This is a genomic window from Pseudomonas sp. PS01300, assembly GCF_029960155.1.
Taxonomy (GTDB): Bacteria; Pseudomonadota; Gammaproteobacteria; order Pseudomonadales; family Pseudomonadaceae; genus Aquipseudomonas; species Aquipseudomonas palmensis.
In genome coordinates, this window is the sequence record NZ_JASCPN010000059.1 from 1 (window position 1) to 16,731 (window position 16,731).

At 66.3% G+C, this 16,731-nt stretch carries 16 protein-coding genes; 5 read left to right on the top strand and 11 right to left on the bottom strand.

Annotated elements, in window-relative coordinates:
* The 3 genes from QMX96_RS21795 to QMX96_RS21805 all read right to left on the bottom strand — a co-directional run.
* The coding region (locus QMX96_RS21795) for a tripartite tricarboxylate transporter permease (protein WP_282362392.1) at positions 1 to 722 on the bottom strand (722 nt) is incomplete at its 3' end.
* 10 nt (positions 723 to 732) lie between these two features.
* On the bottom strand, positions 733 to 1,233 hold the full coding sequence (locus tag QMX96_RS21800; RefSeq protein ID WP_282362393.1) for a tripartite tricarboxylate transporter TctB family protein: 501 nt from the start codon (positions 1,231 to 1,233) through the stop codon (positions 733 to 735).
* Between the two features lie 83 nt (positions 1,234 to 1,316).
* A complete protein-coding gene (locus tag QMX96_RS21805) occupies positions 1,317 to 2,399 on the bottom strand; it encodes an LLM class flavin-dependent oxidoreductase (protein WP_058540327.1) in 1,083 nt (360 codons plus the stop codon).
* Between the two features lie 253 nt (positions 2,400 to 2,652).
* Here QMX96_RS21805 and QMX96_RS21810 point away from each other — a divergent pair, with 253 nt between their 5' ends.
* On the top strand, positions 2,653 to 3,261 hold the full coding sequence (locus QMX96_RS21810; protein WP_058540328.1) for a cysteine dioxygenase: 609 nt from the start codon (positions 2,653 to 2,655) through the stop codon (positions 3,259 to 3,261).
* Positions 3,258 to 4,841, top strand: a complete 1,584-nt coding sequence (locus QMX96_RS21815; RefSeq protein WP_058540329.1) for a rhodanese-related sulfurtransferase — start codon at positions 3,258 to 3,260, stop codon at positions 4,839 to 4,841. The genes QMX96_RS21810 and QMX96_RS21815 overlap by 4 nt, the downstream gene beginning before the upstream one ends.
* A 189-nt stretch (positions 4,842 to 5,030) precedes the next feature.
* On the opposite strand, the gene QMX96_RS21820 is transcribed toward QMX96_RS21815, so the two are convergent.
* Together QMX96_RS21820 and QMX96_RS21825 are read right to left on the bottom strand one after the other, a co-directional pair.
* Positions 5,031 to 5,993: an aliphatic sulfonate ABC transporter substrate-binding protein gene (locus QMX96_RS21820; protein ID WP_058540330.1), complete on the bottom strand. Its 963-nt coding sequence runs from the start codon at positions 5,991 to 5,993 to the stop codon at positions 5,031 to 5,033.
* 14 nt (positions 5,994 to 6,007) lie between these two features.
* Positions 6,008 to 6,964, bottom strand: a complete 957-nt coding sequence (locus QMX96_RS21825; RefSeq protein WP_153002448.1) for an ABC transporter substrate-binding protein — start codon at positions 6,962 to 6,964, stop codon at positions 6,008 to 6,010.
* 255 nt (positions 6,965 to 7,219) lie between these two features.
* On the opposite strand from QMX96_RS21825, the gene QMX96_RS21830 reads away from it, so the two are divergent.
* Together QMX96_RS21830 and QMX96_RS21835 are read left to right on the top strand one after the other, a co-directional pair.
* Positions 7,220 to 8,404, top strand: a complete 1,185-nt coding sequence (locus QMX96_RS21830; RefSeq protein WP_100632636.1) for an acyl-CoA dehydrogenase family protein — start codon at positions 7,220 to 7,222, stop codon at positions 8,402 to 8,404.
* Positions 8,405 to 8,496: 92 nt separating this feature from the next.
* On the top strand, positions 8,497 to 9,171 hold the full coding sequence (locus QMX96_RS21835; protein ID WP_043864042.1) for an SOS response-associated peptidase family protein: 675 nt from the start codon (positions 8,497 to 8,499) through the stop codon (positions 9,169 to 9,171).
* A 7-nt stretch (positions 9,172 to 9,178) separates the two neighbouring features.
* Here the strand turns inward: QMX96_RS21835 and QMX96_RS21840 are convergent, their stop codons facing one another.
* From QMX96_RS21840 to QMX96_RS21860, 5 genes are all read right to left on the bottom strand, one after another.
* Positions 9,179 to 9,895, bottom strand: coding sequence for an ABC transporter ATP-binding protein (locus QMX96_RS21840; RefSeq protein ID WP_043864043.1), 717 nt, complete (start codon positions 9,893 to 9,895; stop codon positions 9,179 to 9,181).
* A gap of 2 nt (positions 9,896 to 9,897) precedes the next feature.
* Positions 9,898 to 10,671: an ABC transporter ATP-binding protein gene (locus tag QMX96_RS21845; RefSeq protein WP_054914344.1), complete on the bottom strand. Its 774-nt coding sequence runs from the start codon at positions 10,669 to 10,671 to the stop codon at positions 9,898 to 9,900.
* A complete protein-coding gene (locus QMX96_RS21850; RefSeq protein ID WP_043864045.1) occupies positions 10,668 to 11,909 on the bottom strand; it encodes an ABC transporter ATP-binding protein in 1,242 nt (413 codons plus the stop codon). Before QMX96_RS21850 ends, QMX96_RS21845 begins: the two co-directional genes overlap by 4 nt.
* 12 nt (positions 11,910 to 11,921) lie before the next feature.
* The gene (locus QMX96_RS21855) at positions 11,922 to 12,860 is read right to left on the bottom strand and encodes a branched-chain amino acid ABC transporter permease (RefSeq protein WP_043864046.1); all 939 of its coding nucleotides are present in this window, start codon (positions 12,858 to 12,860) and stop codon (positions 11,922 to 11,924) included.
* A gap of 143 nt (positions 12,861 to 13,003) precedes the next feature.
* Positions 13,004 to 14,152, bottom strand: coding sequence for a branched-chain amino acid ABC transporter substrate-binding protein (locus QMX96_RS21860; protein WP_078481146.1), 1,149 nt, complete (start codon positions 14,150 to 14,152; stop codon positions 13,004 to 13,006).
* 363 nt (positions 14,153 to 14,515) lie between these two features.
* On the opposite strand from QMX96_RS21860, the gene QMX96_RS21865 reads away from it, so the two are divergent.
* Positions 14,516 to 15,241: a FadR/GntR family transcriptional regulator gene (locus tag QMX96_RS21865; protein WP_043864047.1), complete on the top strand. Its 726-nt coding sequence runs from the start codon at positions 14,516 to 14,518 to the stop codon at positions 15,239 to 15,241.
* 27 nt (positions 15,242 to 15,268) lie between these two features.
* On the opposite strand, the gene QMX96_RS21870 is transcribed toward QMX96_RS21865, so the two are convergent.
* Entirely contained in the window at positions 15,269 to 16,720 is a 1,452-nt protein-coding gene (locus QMX96_RS21870; RefSeq protein ID WP_282362397.1) for an NAD-dependent succinate-semialdehyde dehydrogenase, read from the bottom strand.
* Positions 16,721 to 16,731 lie beyond the last annotated feature (11 nt).

Sequence of the window (16,731 nt, forward strand, 5' to 3'; positions counted from 1 at the left end):
GGCATCAGGCTGCCGACCCGCGCCACCTGGGGCGGCTGGCCGCGGCTGCGCTCCAGGTTGGCGATGATTTCGGCGATGCCGAAGATGCCCATCGAGATCACCACGAAACTGATGCCGTCGCTCAACTGGGGCAGGCCGAAGGTAAAGCGCTCCACCCCGGAATTCACGTCGGTGCCCACCAGGCCCAGCAGCAGGCCCAGCAGGGTCATGGCCACGGCCTTGAGCACGTCGCCCTGGGCCAGCACCACGGCGGCCACCAGGCCCAGCAGCATCAGCGAGAAGTACTCGGCCGGGCCGAACTTCAGCGCCACCTCGGCCAGCGGTGCGGCAGCAGCGGCCAGCAGCAGGATCGACAGGCTGCCGGCAATGAACGAACCGATCGCGGCAATGGCCAGGGCCGCACCGGCCCGGCCCTTGCGTGCCATGGCATGGCCGTCCAGGCAGGTCACCACCGAGGACGACTCGCCCGGCAGGTTGACCAGGATCGCCGTGGTCGAGCCGCCGTACTGGGCGCCGTAATAGATGCCCGACAGCATGATCAGCGCCGCGGCCGGGCTCAGGCCGTAGGTGATCGGCAGCAGCATGGCGATGGTGGCCACCGGCCCCAGGCCGGGCAGCACCCCCACCAGCGTGCCCAGGGTCACACCGATCAGGCAGTACAGCAGGTTGTTCAGGGTGAAGGCGGCTTCAAGGCCGATACCCAGGTGTGCCAACAGCTCCATGGGTCGCTCCTCAGACAGGCCAGGCCGGCAGGTTCAGGCCCAGCCCGTAGCCGAACACCAGCACGCTGAACAGCCCCAGCGCGCTGCCCACCGCCAGCAGTTCGCCCAGGTGCGCCTTGTGCCGGCCCAGGCCGCTGAGCAGCGTCATGCACAGGGTCGCCAGCGCCAGGCCAAGGCTGGGCAGCAGCAGCGCGAACGCCACCACGCTGGCACTGATGGCCAGCGCCGGGCGGACGATGAACAGCCCGCCCAGCGTGACCTTCTCGCGGCCCAGCCACAGGCCGCGCACCAGCAAGGCCACGCCCAGCCCGCACAGGGCCAGGCTCACCAGCCAGGGAAAGTAGCCTGCGCCCATGCGCATCGCCGTGCCGCTGGCATAGGCGCTGCCCACCAGCAGCCCGGTCAGGCCGAAGCCCAGGAACAGGCAGCCGGCCAGCACTTCGCGGGCATCGAGGTTCAGGGTCAGGGAATGCGGGCGCGCAGTGGCGGTTCGTTGCAGAGCATCTCGCACGCAGGTCTCCAGGTGCCGGTACGGCACAAGGCAAGGCGATCCGCGCGTGCGGTCTCGGGGTGGGGTTGGGGTTGCTGCGCCGTTCAGGCGCTGCGTTGTGCCTGGCGCGCCGCGACCTTGGCGTGGGTCAGCGGGATCAGCTCGCGGCCGTAGTCGGCGGCGTCGTTGATCGGGTCGAACCCGCGAATCAGAAAGGTGGTCACGCCCAGCTCGTAGTACGCCAGCAAGGCATCGGCCACCTGCTCGGGGGTTCCCACCAGCGCGGTGGAGTTGTGCCCACCGCCAACCAGTGCAGCCATACCGGTCCACAGGCGCTCATCCACGCGCTCGCCTTGCGCCACGGTGTCCAGCAGGCGCTGCGCACCGACGCTCTGCGGCTTGTTGGCCACCACCGGGCCGGCGCGCTCCAGGCGCTGGCGAGCGGTATCGAGAATGGCATCGGCCTTGGCCCAGGCCGCAGCTTCGGTATCGGCGATGATCGGCCGGAACGACACGCTGAACTGCACCTGGCGCCCGTGCAAGGCCGCCTGGGCACGTACTGCCTGAATGGTTTCGCGGGTCTGCTCCAGCGACTCGCCCCACAGCGCGAACACATCGGCATGTTTGCCGGCCACTTCCAGGGCCGCCGCCGAAGAACCACCGAAAAACACTGGCAAGTGCGGCTTTTGCACAGGCTTGATGGCAGAGAAGGCGTTCTGCGCCTGGTAGAAGATGCCGTGATGATCGAAGGGGGTGTCTTCGGTCCAGACCTTGCGCACCACCTCCAGAAACTCGTCGCTGCGCGCATAGCGCTGGTCGTGGTCGAGGTAGTCGCCGTCCTTGCGTTGCTCGCCGTCATTGCCGCCACTGATCACGTGCAGCGCCAGGCGTCCGTCGAGCAGGTGATCGAGGGTTGCCAGCTTGCGCGCGGCCAGGGTCGGCGCCACGAAGCCGGGGCGATGCGCCAGCAGAAAGCCGATACGCGGCGCCGCCAGCCCGGCCAGGGCCGTGACCAGAAAGCCGTCGGGCTGATCCGACCAGTACCCCACCAGAATCCGGTCGAAGCCTGCCTGCTCGTGCACCTGGGCAAAACGGGTGATGTACGCCTTGTCGAAGATCGGGCCAGCCGGATCGAGGGTCTCCGAAGACAGGCGGTGGCCGATCATGCCGATGAATTGAACGCTCATGGGGGGCTCCTTGAAGAGGGCGAAGAAAGCTTATTGGTTATAGAAGGTTCTTTCTTCAAAACGAACGCTTATAAGCTACAGAGCCCGCCACCCCTTGTGAAATTCATTTTAGGCATAACCTAATATAAAAAATGATTTATATTGAAACAGCTTTAAAATTCACTTTACGCATATTAGCTTATGCTCAATTTGAATTTTGAGAATCATCAGGCGGTTGCTAGGGTGATTCGAAACCGTAGCCAGAGCCCCGACCATGACCGACCCCCTTCGCCTGGACCGCTTGCGTCAGTTCATCGACGAACTGGCCAGCCTGCTCGACCGAGAAACCGATGAAGCGGCCCTTCTCGATGATGGCCAGCGCCTGTTGCAGCAACTGGTGGCCCATGACGACTGGCTGCCGCCAGAGCTGGCCCAGCCCAGCCCCGAACGCTATCAGCAGTACCTGCTGCACTGCGATTCGCGCCAGCGCTTCTCCATCGTCAGCTTCGTGTGGGGGCCGGGGCAGACCACGCCGGTCCACGACCACCGGGTATGGGGCCTGATCGGCATGCTGCGCGGCGCCGAATACGCCCAGGGTTTTGCCCGCAACGAGCACGGCGCGCTGCTGCCGTCCGGCAGCCCGGTGCGCCTCGAGCGCGGCCAGGTCGAGGCGGTGTCGCCGCGCATCGGCGACATCCATCAGGTCAGCAATGCCTTCGACGACCAGGTGTCGATCAGCATCCACGTGTACGGCGCCAACATCGGCGCGGTCAGGCGTGCCGTGTACCTGGCCGACAGCAGCGAGAAACCCTTCATTTCCGGTTATTCCAACACCCAACTGCCCAATCTGTGGGACCTGTCAAAAGAGAACCTTGCGCCATGAGCACCCCGACCACCCGCACCTACGCCCACCTGCGCCAGCACTTGCTGGCCAGGCATGAACTGGCCCTGATCGATGTGCGCGAAGAAGCGCCCTTCGCCGTGGAACATCCGCTGTTCGCGGCCAACATCCCGCTGTCCAGGCTTGAAATCGAAATCTACGCGCGAGTGCCCCGGCGCGATACACCGATCACCGTGTATGACGATGGCGAGGGCCTGGCGCAGATTGCGCTCCAGCGCCTGGGTCAACTTGGCTACAGCGACGTGGCCCTGCTCGAAGGCGGCCTGGCCGGCTGGCGCGAGGCCGGCGGCGAGCTGTTCCAGGATGTGAACGTACCGAGCAAGGCGTTTGGCGAACTGGTGGAAAGCCAGCGCCACACCCCTTCGCTGGCGGCCGAAGAAGTGCAGGCGCTGCTGAACGAAAAGGCCGACGTGGTGGTGCTGGATGCGCGTCGCTTCGACGAATACCAGACCATGAGCATTCCGGGCGGCATCAGCGTGCCGGGTGCCGAACTGGTGCTGCGGGTGGCCGAGCTGGCACCGAACCCGGCCACCCGCGTGATCGTCAATTGCGCCGGGCGCACCCGCAGCATTATCGGCACCCAGTCGCTGGTCAACGCCGGCATTCCCAACCCGGTATCGGCTTTGCGCAACGGCACCATTGGCTGGACATTGGCGGGGCAGACCCTGGCCCATGGCCAATCGCGGCGCTTTGGCGACGTGAGCCCGGCCAACCGGCAGCGCGCCGCCGAACAGGCCCGCGCCGTGGCCGACAAGGCCGGCGTCGTGCGTGCAGACAGCCAGACGCTGGCGGCGTGGCGCGCCCAGGCCGATCGCAGTACTTATGTGTTCGATGTGCGCACCCCCGAGGAATTTGCCCGGGGCCACCTGCCAGGCAGCCGCTCGACGCCGGGTGGTCAGCTGGTGCAGGAAACCGACCATGTGGCCAGTGTGCGCGGGGCGCGCATCGTACTGATCGATGACGATGGCGTGCGTGCCAACATGAGTGCGTCGTGGTTGGCGCAGATGGGTTGGGAGGTGGCGGTGCTCGATGGCTTGGGCGCAGGCGACTTCAGCGAAACGGGTGATTGGCAGCCGCCGTTGCCGGCGTTGCCGCAGCCTTCGACCATCGACCCCGAACAGTTGGTGCAGTGGCAGGCAGACGCCGACACGGTGCTGCTCGACTTCACCACCAGTGCCAATTACGTGCAGCGGCACATACCGGGTGCGCACTGGGCGATCAGGGCACAGCTGGAGCAGGCACTGGAGCGCTTGCCGGTGGCGGGACGTTACGTGCTGACCTGCGGCAGCAGCTTGCTGGCGCGGTTTGCGGCGCAGGACCTGCAACGCCTGACCCGAGTGCCGGTATTCGTGCTGGAGGGTGGTACGGGCCGCTGGATTGCCGAGGGGCGGCCGCTGGAGTCGGGCGAGACGCACCTGGCGGTGCCGCGCAGCGACCGTTACCGCCGGCCGTATGAAGGCACCGACAACCCGCGTGAGGCGATGCAGGGGTACCTGGATTGGGAGTTCGGGTTGGTGGCGCAGCTGGGGCGTGATGGCACCCATGGGTTCCGGGTGATCTGAACCTCTTGAGCAGACCGTATGGTCTGCCCCTGGCCGACAGGCCGCATACGCAGGTGCGGGCAAGGCCCGCTCCTGCGCCCTTCGGGCACAAGCACAGGAGGCGCCGGCCTTGCCGGCGAATCGAGCGCGAAGCGCTCGTACAACCTGAACCCACCGTGGATCAGGCAGCCCTCACCCGCCGAGCCGCAATCAGCGCCCTGCCACCGGCTCGAACAACGACACCGCCGCCGCATCCACCTTGCGCGGCAACAGGCCCTGGGCAAAGAACACATCGGCAATCTGCTGCTGTTCGGCCAGATGCTCCGGCTTCACCAACTGCACGTCGTAACTGCGCCGCGCATTGGCCTGCTCCACCGTGGCCACATCCAGGTTGCCCCACAACGGCCCCAGCACCTGCGCCGCCTGCGTGGGGTTGGTCTTGGTCCACTGCCCCGCCTTCTGCAACGCACCGAATACAGTTTCAAGCACCTGCGGATGCGCCTTGGCGTAATCGCTGCCCGCCAGGTAGTAACGCTGGTAACTGGCCAGCCCCTGCCCATCGCTCAGCACCCGCGCATGCTGCTGGCGCTGGGCGCTGGCCACGAACGGGTCCCAGGTGACCCAGGCATCGACCTTGCGGTTCTCGAACGCCGCACGGCCATCGGCCGGGATCAGGTAGGCCGGCTGGATATCGCTGAAGGTCAACCCGGCCCTGGCCAGGGCCTGTATCAACAGGTAATGGCTCCCCGCGGCCTTGGTCACCGCCACCTTCTTGCCCTTGAGGTCCGCCAGGCTGTGCAGCGGCGAATCCGCCGGCACCAGAATGGCCTGGGCCAGTGGCGATGGTGTCTCGCGGGCAAAATAGGTCAGCCGCGCCCCCGCCGCCTGGGCGAACACCGGCACGGTGTCGGCCACATCCGCCGACACATCGACATTGCCCAGGTTCAGGGCCTCCAGCAGCGGCAGGCCGCTGGCGAACTCATGCCAGCTGACCTGTATGCCCTGCTGCGCCAGCTGCTGCTCCAACGTACCCTGGGCCTTGAGCAGAATCAGCAGCGTCGAGGATTTCTGGTAACCGATGCGCAGGGTTTGCCCCGCGCTGGCGCTACCGATCAGGCTGGCGCCAAGCAGCGCGCCGATGGCCAGTTGTCGCAGACGTTTGAACGGTTGCATGGGGTCAGCTCCTGTCAGTGGGCCTGGGTCACGGCGACGCTGGCGGGCAGCACGAAGCCGCCGGCAAAGGTCGGCGCCACGTCCAGACGTTGGGCAATCAGGCCGTGGGCCTGGTAGAAGTCGGCGGTTTCCTGCTGCTCGGCGATGGTGCCGGCGTCCACGACCTGCCAGCGCAACTGGCGACGCTCGAACTGCAGCCGGGCCGCGTCCTGCGGGAAGCCGATGATCTGCGCCAGGGTCTTGGAGTAGCTGTCCAGGTTCTGGTTGGCCCACACCTGGGCCTTGGCCAGGCGCGCCAGGTAGTCCTGCAGGGCCGCGCGCCGGGCCGGGTCGGCCAACGCCTTGTCAGTCGCCGCCAGAAAGCTGTTGCCACTGGACAAGCCGCGACCATTGACCAGCACCCGGCCCTGGCCGGTGGTTTCGGCCAGCGCGGTGTAGGGCTCCCACGTCGCCCAGGCATCCACCGAACCGTTGGCCAGGGCCATCCTGGCATCCACCGGGCCAAGGAAGCGGAACTCGACGTCCTTCTCGCTCAGCCCCGCGCTGGCCAGCGCCTTGAGCGCCACGTAATGGCCAATCGAGCCGCGCCCGGTGGCGATGCGCTTGCCCTTGAGGTCGGCCGCCGCGTGCAGCGCCGACCCGGGGTCCACCAGCACCGCTGTGCCATAGGCGTCGGACTTGTCCACGGCAATCGCCTTGACCTGCGCGCCGGACGCCAGGGCGAACAGCAGCGGCGCATCACCGATGATGCCGGCGTCCACCGCGCCGGCATTGAGCGCCTCGGCCAGCGGCGCGGCAGCCGGAAACTCCGCCCACTTGATGTCATACGGCAGGTCGCGCAGCCCGTCGGCGGCCTCCAGCTGGGCACGCATGTTGCCCTTCTGGTCGCCGATACGCAGTTCGATACGCGGTTCGGCCAGCACCTGCCCGGCCAGCAGCAAGGCGCCAGCGAGGGCGAGAAGTCGTGAAATGGGTGGCATGCAGTGCACTCCTGAAGGCGATTGTAGAGCGACTCTACCGGCTCGCCATAAATCAGTGAAGTGCATTTTATGAATATCCTAATATGCAAATAACGTTTAATTATCGCCATTAGCTTATAACCATAAAGAATTTTACAGCAGAAAATTTAACGCATACGGTCATAAGCCCGCCGATCTGCACACACAACTCGGGGCGGGACGACGGCACCCCCGGGTGCTCCCTGGATTTTCTGCGATGAGTGCCTGATGAGCCTGTCTTCTATTGCCGCGCCGTACCGTTCGATCGAGTCGGCCCCTGCCCTCGCCGACCTGGACCCACTGCTGTTTACCCTGACCCGCGAGCTGGCCGCCAGCGCCGCCGAGGTGGACCGCAGCGGTGCCTTCCCCGCCGCCAACTTTGCCCTGCTGCAACGCCATGGCCTGCTCGCGCTCACCGTGCCGCGCGAGCTGGGGGGGGCCGGTGCCGACCTCGCCACCGCGCGCAAGGTGGTGGCCGCCGTGGCCAAGGGCGAGCCCTCCACCGCACTGATTCTGGTCATGCAGTACCTGCAGCACGTGCGCCTGCAGGACGACCAGCGCTGGCCGCTGTCGCTGCGCCAGCGCCTGGCCCGCGAAGCGGTGGAGCACGGCGCGCTGATCAATGCCTTCAGGGTCGAACCCGAGCTGGGCACCCCGGCCCGTGGCGGCCTGCCCGCGACCCTCGCGCGGCGTACCGCCGAAGGCTGGCGCCTGTCCGGCACCAAGCTCTACTCCACCGGCAGCCACGGCCTGAGCTGGTACCTGGTGTGGGCGCGCAGCGACGATGCCGACCCGCTGGTGGGCGGCTTTCTGGTGCACAAGGACAGCCCCGGCATCCGCATCGTCGATGAGTGGGATCACCTGGGCATGCGTGCCACCTGCAGCCACCGCGTCGAGTTCGACGATGTGCTGCTGCCGCTGGAGCATGCCGTGGCCGTCAGCCCGGCCAGCGCACCGCGCGCCGAGCTCGATGGCGAAGCTCAGCTGTGGATGGCGGTGCTGCTGGCCAGCCTCTACGACGGCGTGGCCCAGGCCGCACGCGACTGGCTGGTGAGCTTCCTGCGCGAGCGGGTGCCGTCCAACCTCGGCCAGCCGCTGGCCAGCCTGCCGCGCTTTCAGGAGCGGGTCGGGCGCATCGATACCCTGCTGTTCGCCAACCGCAACCTGCTCGACTCCGCGGCCAGCGGCCAGGTCACCGCGCAGCACGCCGGGCAGCTCAAGCAACTGGTCACGCACAATGCCATCCAGGCCGTGGAGCTGGCCATCGAGGCTAGCGGCAACCCAGGGCTTTCGCGGCACAACCCGCTGGAGCGGCACTACCGCAACGTGCTGTGCAGCCGCATCCACACCCCGCAGGATGACGTGGTGTTCCACAGTGCCGGGCGCTCGGCGCTGAGCCAGGAAGCGCCGTGACCCTCGCCCCCGGCTGACAGCGGCCGACCGGCCACGCACCGCCGCCCACCAAATCGGCCTATGCTCAAACAGGCCTGCCGGCGGAGGTGCACATGTGCGGACGACTGAGCCAGTACCACGGCATCCACGAGTTCGTGGACGCCCTGAGCATGCCCAACCCACTGGTCAACCGCGTGGGCGATGCGCCGCTTGGGCACTACAACGTGGCCCCCACCACCCAGCTGGCGGTACTCGGCCTGCAGCATGACACCCTGCACGCCGACCTGCTGCGCTGGGGCTGGCGGCCACACTGGGCGCAGGACAAGCCGGCACCGATCAATGCCCGCGTCGAGAAGGTGGCCCACGGCCCGTTCTTTCGCGCCATCTGGCCGCACCGGCTGATCGTGCCGGTCGACAACTGGTTCGAATGGGTCGATGAAGGCGGGCCTAAGAAGCAGCCCTACCTGATCCGCCGCCGCGATGGACGCCCTGCCCTGTGCGCGGCCATCGGCCAGCTGGGCGACCCACCCGGCGAACAGGACGGCTGCGTGATCATCACGGCCGACAGCCAGGGCGGCCTGCTGGATGTGCATGACCGGCGCCCGGTGGTGCTGGCTGCAGATGCGGCACGCCACTGGCTGGACCCCGCCACCTCCAAGGCATACGCCGAACAGCTGCTGCTGGACCTCGCCGAGCCCGCCCAGGTGTTCGAGTGGTACCCCGTGGACAGCGCCGTGGGCAACAGTCGCAACCAGGGCCCGGCCCTGGTGCAGCGCCGGCACCCCTGAACGGCGCCTACTCGCCCAGGTACGCCTTCTGCACCTGCTCGTTGTGCAGCAGGTCGCTGGCCTGGCCTTCCAGCGCGATGCGCCCGCCATCGATCACATAGGCGCGCTGGCAGGTCTGCAAGGCAAGCCTGGCGTTCTGCTCCACCAGCAGCAGGGTCACGCCACCCTTGACCACCTCGACGATGGTTTCGAAGATCTTCTGCACGATGATCGGCGCCAGGCCCATCGACGGCTCGTCGAGCAACAGCAGCTTGGGCCTGCCCATCAATGCCCGGGAAATTGCCAGCATCTGCTGCTCGCCGCCCGACATGGTGCCGGCCAGCTGAAAGGCGCGCTCCTTGAGCCGCGGGAAGATGCCGAACATCCGTTCGATATCGGCCTGGATCGCGTCCTTGCCGTCGGTTCGCGAGAACGCGCCCATCTCCAGGTTTTCGTACACCGTCAGCTTGGGGAAGATCCCGCGGCCTTCCGGCACCAGCGCCAGGCCCTGGCGGATCAGGTCGTAGCTCTTGATCGCCGCATGCGCCTTGCCATCGAAGGTGATCTGCCCGGCCACCGGGCTGAGCAGGCCGGCCAGGGTCTTGAGGGTGGTGGTCTTGCCGGCGCCGTTGGCGCCGATCAACGCGACCATTTCGCCCTCGCGGATGTGCAGGTCGATGCCCTTGATCGCCTGGATGGCCCCGTAGGCCACCTGCAGGTCGCGTACTTCAAGAATGTTCTTCATGTTCAGGCCACCGCCTCCGAACCCAGATAGGCCTCGATTACCCGAGGATCCCTTTGCACATCGGCCGGCAGGCCATCGGCGATCTTCCTGCCGAATTCCAGCACGGTGACGTGATCGCACAAGCCCATCACCAGCTTCACGTCATGCTCGATCAGCAGCACCGTCTTGCCGTCGGCCTTCATCTTGCACATCAGCTGGCGCAGGCCTTCGGTCTCGGAGGCGTTCATGCCGGCCGCCGGTTCGTCCAAGGCAATCAGCAAGGGTTCGGTGGCCAGCGAGCGGGCAATTTCCAGACGCCGCTGATCGCCGTAGGAGAGGTTCTTGGCCAGCTCCCCGGCCAGGTGCCCGATGCCCACATAGGCCAGCCAGTGCCGCGCAGCCTGGCGAATCTCGCGCTCTTCGCGCACGCAGGCCGGGGTACGGAACACAGCCCCGAACACCCCGCAGCGGGTGCGTACATGGCGACCGATCATCACGTTTTCCAGCGCGGTCATGTTGTGGAACAGCCGGATGTTCTGGAAGGTGCGCGAGATACCCGCCTCCACCACCTTGTGCGGCTTGCTGATGTTCAGCGGCTTGCCGTCGAATTCGACCTTGCCCTCTTCGGCCCGGTACAGCCCGGTAAGCACGTTGAACAGGGTGGTCTTGCCCGCGCCGTTGGGGCCCAGCAGGCCGCGGATCTCGCCGCGCCGGATCGACAGGTCGATGCCGTGCAGGGCCTGCAGGCCGCCAAAGAACTTGCTGACCGAACGCAGCTCCAGTAATACGTCGCTCATACCTTGTCCGCCTGTTGGGCCGGGTGATCGAAGGCCGGCGTGCTCGCGGGCACCGTGGTGCTCAGCGCGGTCGCCGCCGGGGTGGGCTCGGGGTCGCCGTCATGCAGCTCGGCGCGGCGCCGGTTGGACGGCCACAGGCCCTCGGGCCGGTAGCGCATCACCAGAATCAGCGCCAGGCCGAACACCAGCATGCGCAGGGTCGAGGCATCCAGCACGTTGCGCAGCACCTCGCGGCTGACGAAGGTCACGTTGTCCATCACGAACGGCTGTATCCAGTTGACCAGGTCGCGGAACACCTCGGGCATCACCGACAGGATCAACGCCCCAAGCACCACGCCGCGAATCGAGCCCATGCCGCCGAGCACCACCATCGCCAGCACCATGATCGACTCCATCAGGGTGAACGACTCGGGGCTGACGAAGCCCTGGTAGCTGGAAAACAGCACCCCGGACACCCCGCCAAAGGTCGCGCCCATGGCAAATGCCAGCAGCTTGAGGTTGCGCTTGTTCAGGCCCATGGCCTCGGCCGCCACCTCGTCCTCGCGCAGGGCCATCCAGGCCCGCCCGATGCGCGAGACTTCGAGGCGCTTGGACAGCACGATGGCGAAGATCACCACCACCAGGAAGAACAGGTAGTAGCTGATCACCGGGGTGACCTTGAGCCCGAACAGGCTCCATGAGGTCTGCAGCGACAGCAGCGCCTCGGGCGCCTGCCCTGCGGCATGCGACCAGGCCCCGCCGTCGATGTGCAAGGGTGCGATGTTGCTGATGCCCTGCGGTCCGTTGGTGATGTTCACCGGCTGGTCGAGGTTGTTCATGAAGATGCGGATGATCTCGCCAAAGCCCAGGGTCACGATGGCCAGGTAGTCGCCGCGCAGCTTGAGCACCGGGGCGCCGATCAGCACCCCGCAGATGGCCGCGGCAATCGCTGCCAGCGGGATGATCACCCACAGCGGCCAGTTCAGCACGCCGTCCACCAGCCCGGCCATATTCAGGTGCGGCGAGGCCAGCAAGGCGTACAGGTAGGCGCCGATGGCATAGAAGCCGATGTAGCCCATGTCGAGCAGGCCGGCGTAGCCGATCACGATGTTCAGGCCCAGTGCCAGCAGCACGTAGAGCATGGCAAAGCCGAGGATGCGTACCCAGGTGGGCCCCAGGAACGGAATGCTGTCGACGACGAAGGGCAAGGCCACGAACGCCAGGATCAGCAGCAGGTACTGTGCGGTTTGGTTTTTCATGTGCGTTGCCTCCTAGGCCCGGTCGGCCTGGCGTTCGCCCATCAGGCCGTTGGGCCGGAACAGCAGCACCAGAATGAGCACGGCGAACGCGAAGATGTCCTGGTAGTTGGCGCCCAGGAAGCCCCCGGTGAGGTGGCCGGTGTAGCCGGCGGCCAGCGACTCGATCAGGCCCAGCAGCAGCCCGCCGGCCATGGCCCCGAACAGGTTGCCGATGCCGCCCAGCACCGCCGCCGAGAAGGCCTTGAGCCCCAGCAGCAGGCCCATGTAGGCGTCGGCCTGGCCGTAGTTGACCGCGCGCATCACCCCGGCGATGGCGCCAAGCCCGGCACCGATCAGGAAGGTCGCGGAAATCACCCGGTTGATGTTGATACCCATCAGCCCGGCCACTTCCTGGTTCTGCGCGGTGGCGCGCATGGCCTTGCCCAGGCGCGTCTTGTCGACCAGCAGCCACAGCCCCAGCATGATCACCACCGAGATGATCATGATGCTCATCTGCACGTTGGTGACGGTGGCGCCGAACACCTCGATCGGGCGGGTTTCGACCACTTCGGGGAAGGTCTTGTAGCCACGCCCCCAGATCATCATCGCCAGGTTCTGCAAGGCGATCGAGATGCCGATCGCGAGGATCAGCGGGGTCAGGCGCGGGGCCTTGCGCAAGGGCCGGTAGGCGAACTTCTCCATGCCCTGGGCCATCAGCATGCACACCGCCGCCGCCACCATGATCGCCAGCAGCAGGGTCAGGATGCCGGGCGCAAAGCCCATGCCCGCGAGCATGCTCAGCACCGAGATGGTCACCATGGCGCCCACCATCACCACCTCGCCGTGGGCGAAGTTGATCAGGCCGATGATGCCGTAGACCATGGTGTAGCCCAGGGCTACCAGGGCATAGATGCTGCCCAGCACCAGGCCGTTGAGGACCTGCTGCAACAAGATATCGAAATTGCCTTCCACGAGCTGAATCCTCAAAACTGCGTTGTCGCTCACCGCGTGCGCTGGCAACAGCGACGCGGCGGCATGCCTGGCAGGTCAGAAATGAACGCTTCTTATTGTTGCGAGCCGGGCGGCCCGCTTGTTATTCGAGGTAGAGCAACGGCTCAGTCGCGCTCGACCGAGAGGGTTTTCCAGCCGCCGTCGGCAAACTGGAACACCGTGGCGGCCGGGCTTTTCAGGTTGCCGAATTCATCGAATGCGATGGTGCCGGTGACGCCCTCGTAGCTTTCGCTCTTGAGTACCGGCAGGTACACGGCAGGGTCGGCCGACTGCGCCTTGACCATGGCGGTGATCGCCGCCCAGGTGGCGTCGTACGCCGCAGGCGAGGACTGCACCACGCCCGTGCCGAACTTGGCCTTGAGCTTCTGCTCGAACGCCGCGCCCTTGGGCATCTCCAGCAACGGGGTGCCGTAGTTCCAGGCGTACACGCCCTCGGCGGCGCTGCCGGCCATCTTCTTGAACTCGTCGTTGGGCAGGTTGCCGATGTTCATGAACCTGGCCTTCAGGCCCAGGTTCTTCATCTGCTTGGCCATGGGGGCGGCCTGGTAGTCGAGGGCGGCGAAGAACACCGCATCGACCTTCTGCGACTTGGCGGTGGTGAGGATGGCATTGAAGTCGGTGGACTTGTCGTTGGTGTATTCGCGTACCACCACGTTGCCACCGGCGGCCTTGACCGCCTTGGTCACTTCGTCGGCCAGGCCCTGGCCGTAGGCGGTGCGGTCGTCGAAGATCGCGATGCGCTGGGCCTGCAGGGTCTTGACCAGGTAGTTGCCGGCATAGCGGCCGAGGGTGGCGTCGTCGTTGACCACGCGAAACACGGTCTTGATGCCCTGGCGGGTCAGCGCCGGGTTGGTCGCCGACGGCGAGATCTGCGGGATGCCGGCATCGGCGTAGATCTTCGAGGCCGGGATGCTGGTGCCCGAGTTGTAGTGCCCGATCACCACCGCCACCTTCGAATCCACCAGGCGTTGCGCCACGGCGGTACCGGTACGCGGGTCGGCCACATCGTCCTCGGACACCAGCTTGAACTGGGCCACCTTGTCGCCCAGCTTCAACTGCTGCTGGTTGGCCTCTTCGATGGCGATGCTCACGCCATGTTCCACATCCAGCCCCTGGTGTGCAGAGGGCCCGGTCAGCGGGCCGGCAAAGCCGATCCGTACCAGCTGGGTGTCCGCCGCGTTCGCCGTGCCAGCCCCCATCAGTGTTGCCATCAGTGCAGCAAGGGCGGTCAAACCCCGGTTGTTCTTATTCATTCTCAGCTCCCAGTAATCATTGGACGAACTGCACACGCCTGGCCAACCTCGCCGGCGCACTTGTAAGATAACAGTCAGCAGGCAACTGTCAATGGGTGTATGCTTGAGGAAAATGAAAATGCTGACAAAAGCCACGCACGCCTTGATCCATGCACCTTAACGAGGCATGGGATTGCAGTAGAATCAGGCGCTTGCACCATAACAAGTCAGTTGTTTGATAACATATGGCTACATTTTCGCCGCTACTTCGGGTTTTTAGCGGGTCGGGTGAAATCGACGCAGATCGCGTTTGACGGATGCGCCAACCTGTTCAACCATTCAATCCATCGTGATGAGCACATCAGTTTCAGGAGCTACACAACTATGAATGCGTCGTTTGGAACGCGCAGGGCCAATCTGGCGGAGACAGTGATCCACGAGCTGTCCAACCGGATCGACAATGGCACATACGGGCCGGGGCAGAAGCTTCCGTCCGAACAGGAGCTGTGCAAGGAATTCGGCGTCAGCCGCCCTGTGATTCGCGAGGCCGTGGCCTCGCTGCGTCTGGGCGGTCGGCTGATCGCCCGCCAGGGTGTAGGCGTGTTCGTGGTCGAGCAGGACGTCAAGCGCCTGGGCTTTGCCCTGAGTACCGCAGTCGATGACGTGCGCGCCGCCGCCCACGTGCTGGAACTGCGCCTGGGCATCGAGACCGAGTCGGTCGCGCGTGCCGCCGAGCGCCGCAGCCCCACCAGCGTGGCGCAGATCACCGAGGCCTTCGACCGCTTCAACGCGCTGGACGGCTCCAACCTCGAGGAAGAGGCCCGTGCCGACTTCGAGTTCCACCTGGCGATTGCCCGCGCCACCAACAACCCGCACTTCCCGCAGCTGCTCGAAGCCCTGGGCCCGGACATCATCTTCGACCTCAACCTCAAGCACGGCCAGTCCACCGGCAAGAACCGCCTGGCGCACATCAAGAAGATCGGCCGCGAACACGGCGCGATTCTCTCGGCCATCAGCATGGGCGACGTCAACGCCGCCCGTTCGGCGGTGCGCAAGCACCTGGAAGAAAGCCTGTCGCGTTACCAGCGCCTGGTCGACAGCGGCGACTGAGCGGCGCTGTCGCCCTGCCCTCGCGGGTCAGCCCAGGCCCAGGCACACGTACTTGATCTCGAGGTAATCCTCGATCCCGTAGCGCGAGCCTTCGCGCCCCAGCCCCGATGACTTCACACCGCCAAACGGTGCGACCTCGGTGGCCAGCACGCCGACATTGACGCCGACCATGCCGTACTCCAGGGCCTCCGAGACCCGCCAGATCCGCCCCACATCCCGTGCATACAGGTAGCAGGCCAGGCCGAACTCGGTGGCATTGGCCTGGGCGATGACCTGTTCTTCGCTGTGAAAGCGAAACAGCGGCGCCACCGGCCCGAAAATCTCCTCGCGGGCCACGCGCATGTCCGGTGTCACCTCGGCCAGCACGGTGGGCTGGTAGAACGCCTCGCCAAGGGGGTGGCGCCGGCCACCGGCGACCAGTCGCGCACCGCCCTCCAGTGCGTCGCTCACCATCGCCTCGACCCCGGCCACGGCCTTGGCATCGATCAGCGGGCCGACGGTGGTACCGGCCTGGCTGCCCTCGCCCACCACCAGCTCGCCGACCCGCTGGGCAAAACGCTCGACAAAGCGCTCGTAGATGCCGTCCTGGATGTAGAAGCGATTGGCGCACACGCAGGTCTGCCCGCTGTTGCGGAACTTGGCCACCAGTGCGCCCTCCACCGCCGCTTCAAGGTCCGCGTCGTCGAACACGATGAAGGGCGCGTTGCCGCCCAGCTCCAGGGTCACCTTCTTCACCGTGGCCGCGCTCTGCTGCAGCAACTGGATGCCGATGGGCGTGGAGCCGGTGAACGACAGCTTGCGCACCACCGGGTTGGCGGTCAGTTCGCCACCGATGGCGGCCGAGTCGCCGGTCACCACGTTGAGCACGCCACGCGGTATGCCCGCGCGTTCGGCCAGCACGCACAGCGCCAGGGCGCTGAACGGGGTCTGCGAGGCGGGCTTGAGCACCAGCGTGCACCCGGCCGCCAGGGCCGGGGCGGCCTTGCGCGTGATCATCGCCGCCGGGAAGTTCCACGGCGTGATCGCCGCGCACACGCCAATCGGCTCCTTGGTCACCAGCAGGCGCCGGTCGGCCTGCGGCGAGGGGATCACGTCGCCATACAGGCGCTTGCCCTCCTCGGCATAGAACTCCACATAGGCTGCGGCGAAGGCGATCTCGCCACGGGCCTCGGCCAGGGGCTTGCCCTGCTCGGCGGTCATGATGCGCGCCAGGTCTTCCTGGTGCAGGAGAATTTCGCGAAACCACGCCTGCAAGCGGCTGGCGCGTTCCTTGGCGGTGAGGGCGCGCCAGGCCGGCAGCGCCGCCTGGGCGGCGAACACGGCGCGGCGGGTTTCGTCGGCGCCCATGCGCGGCACGCCACCCAGGCGCTGGCCGGTGGCCGGGTTGGTCACGTCAATGCTGCGGGCGCTGTCGGCGCCCACCCAGGTTCCATCGATATAGCAACGTTCACGCAGCAGATCAGGATCGGCAAGGTTCATGCTGATGGGCT

What these genes read in the sequence shown, in the direction of transcription:
- QMX96_RS21805 (WP_058540327.1), bottom strand. Translation starts at nt 2,399, where the DNA reads ATGAGCGTTCAATTCATCGGCATGATCGGCCACCGCCTGTCTTCGGAG.
- QMX96_RS21810 (WP_058540328.1), top strand. Translation starts at nt 2,653, where the DNA reads ATGACCGACCCCCTTCGCCTGGACCGCTTGCGTCAGTTCATCGACGAA.
- QMX96_RS21815 (WP_058540329.1), top strand. Translation starts at nt 3,258, where the DNA reads ATGAGCACCCCGACCACCCGCACCTACGCCCACCTGCGCCAGCACTTG.
- QMX96_RS21820 (WP_058540330.1), bottom strand. Translation starts at nt 5,993, where the DNA reads ATGCAACCGTTCAAACGTCTGCGACAACTGGCCATCGGCGCGCTGCTT.
- QMX96_RS21830 (WP_100632636.1), top strand. Translation starts at nt 7,220, where the DNA reads ATGAGCCTGTCTTCTATTGCCGCGCCGTACCGTTCGATCGAGTCGGCC.
- QMX96_RS21835 (WP_043864042.1), top strand. Translation starts at nt 8,497, where the DNA reads ATGTGCGGACGACTGAGCCAGTACCACGGCATCCACGAGTTCGTGGAC.
- QMX96_RS21840 (WP_043864043.1), bottom strand. Translation starts at nt 9,895, where the DNA reads ATGAAGAACATTCTTGAAGTACGCGACCTGCAGGTGGCCTACGGGGCC.
- QMX96_RS21845 (WP_054914344.1), bottom strand. Translation starts at nt 10,671, where the DNA reads ATGAGCGACGTATTACTGGAGCTGCGTTCGGTCAGCAAGTTCTTTGGC.
- QMX96_RS21850 (WP_043864045.1), bottom strand. Translation starts at nt 11,909, where the DNA reads ATGAAAAACCAAACCGCACAGTACCTGCTGCTGATCCTGGCGTTCGTG.
- QMX96_RS21860 (WP_078481146.1), bottom strand. Translation starts at nt 14,152, where the DNA reads ATGAATAAGAACAACCGGGGTTTGACCGCCCTTGCTGCACTGATGGCA.
- QMX96_RS21865 (WP_043864047.1), top strand. Translation starts at nt 14,516, where the DNA reads ATGAATGCGTCGTTTGGAACGCGCAGGGCCAATCTGGCGGAGACAGTG.
- QMX96_RS21870 (WP_282362397.1), bottom strand. Translation starts at nt 16,720, where the DNA reads ATGAACCTTGCCGATCCTGATCTGCTGCGTGAACGTTGCTATATCGAT.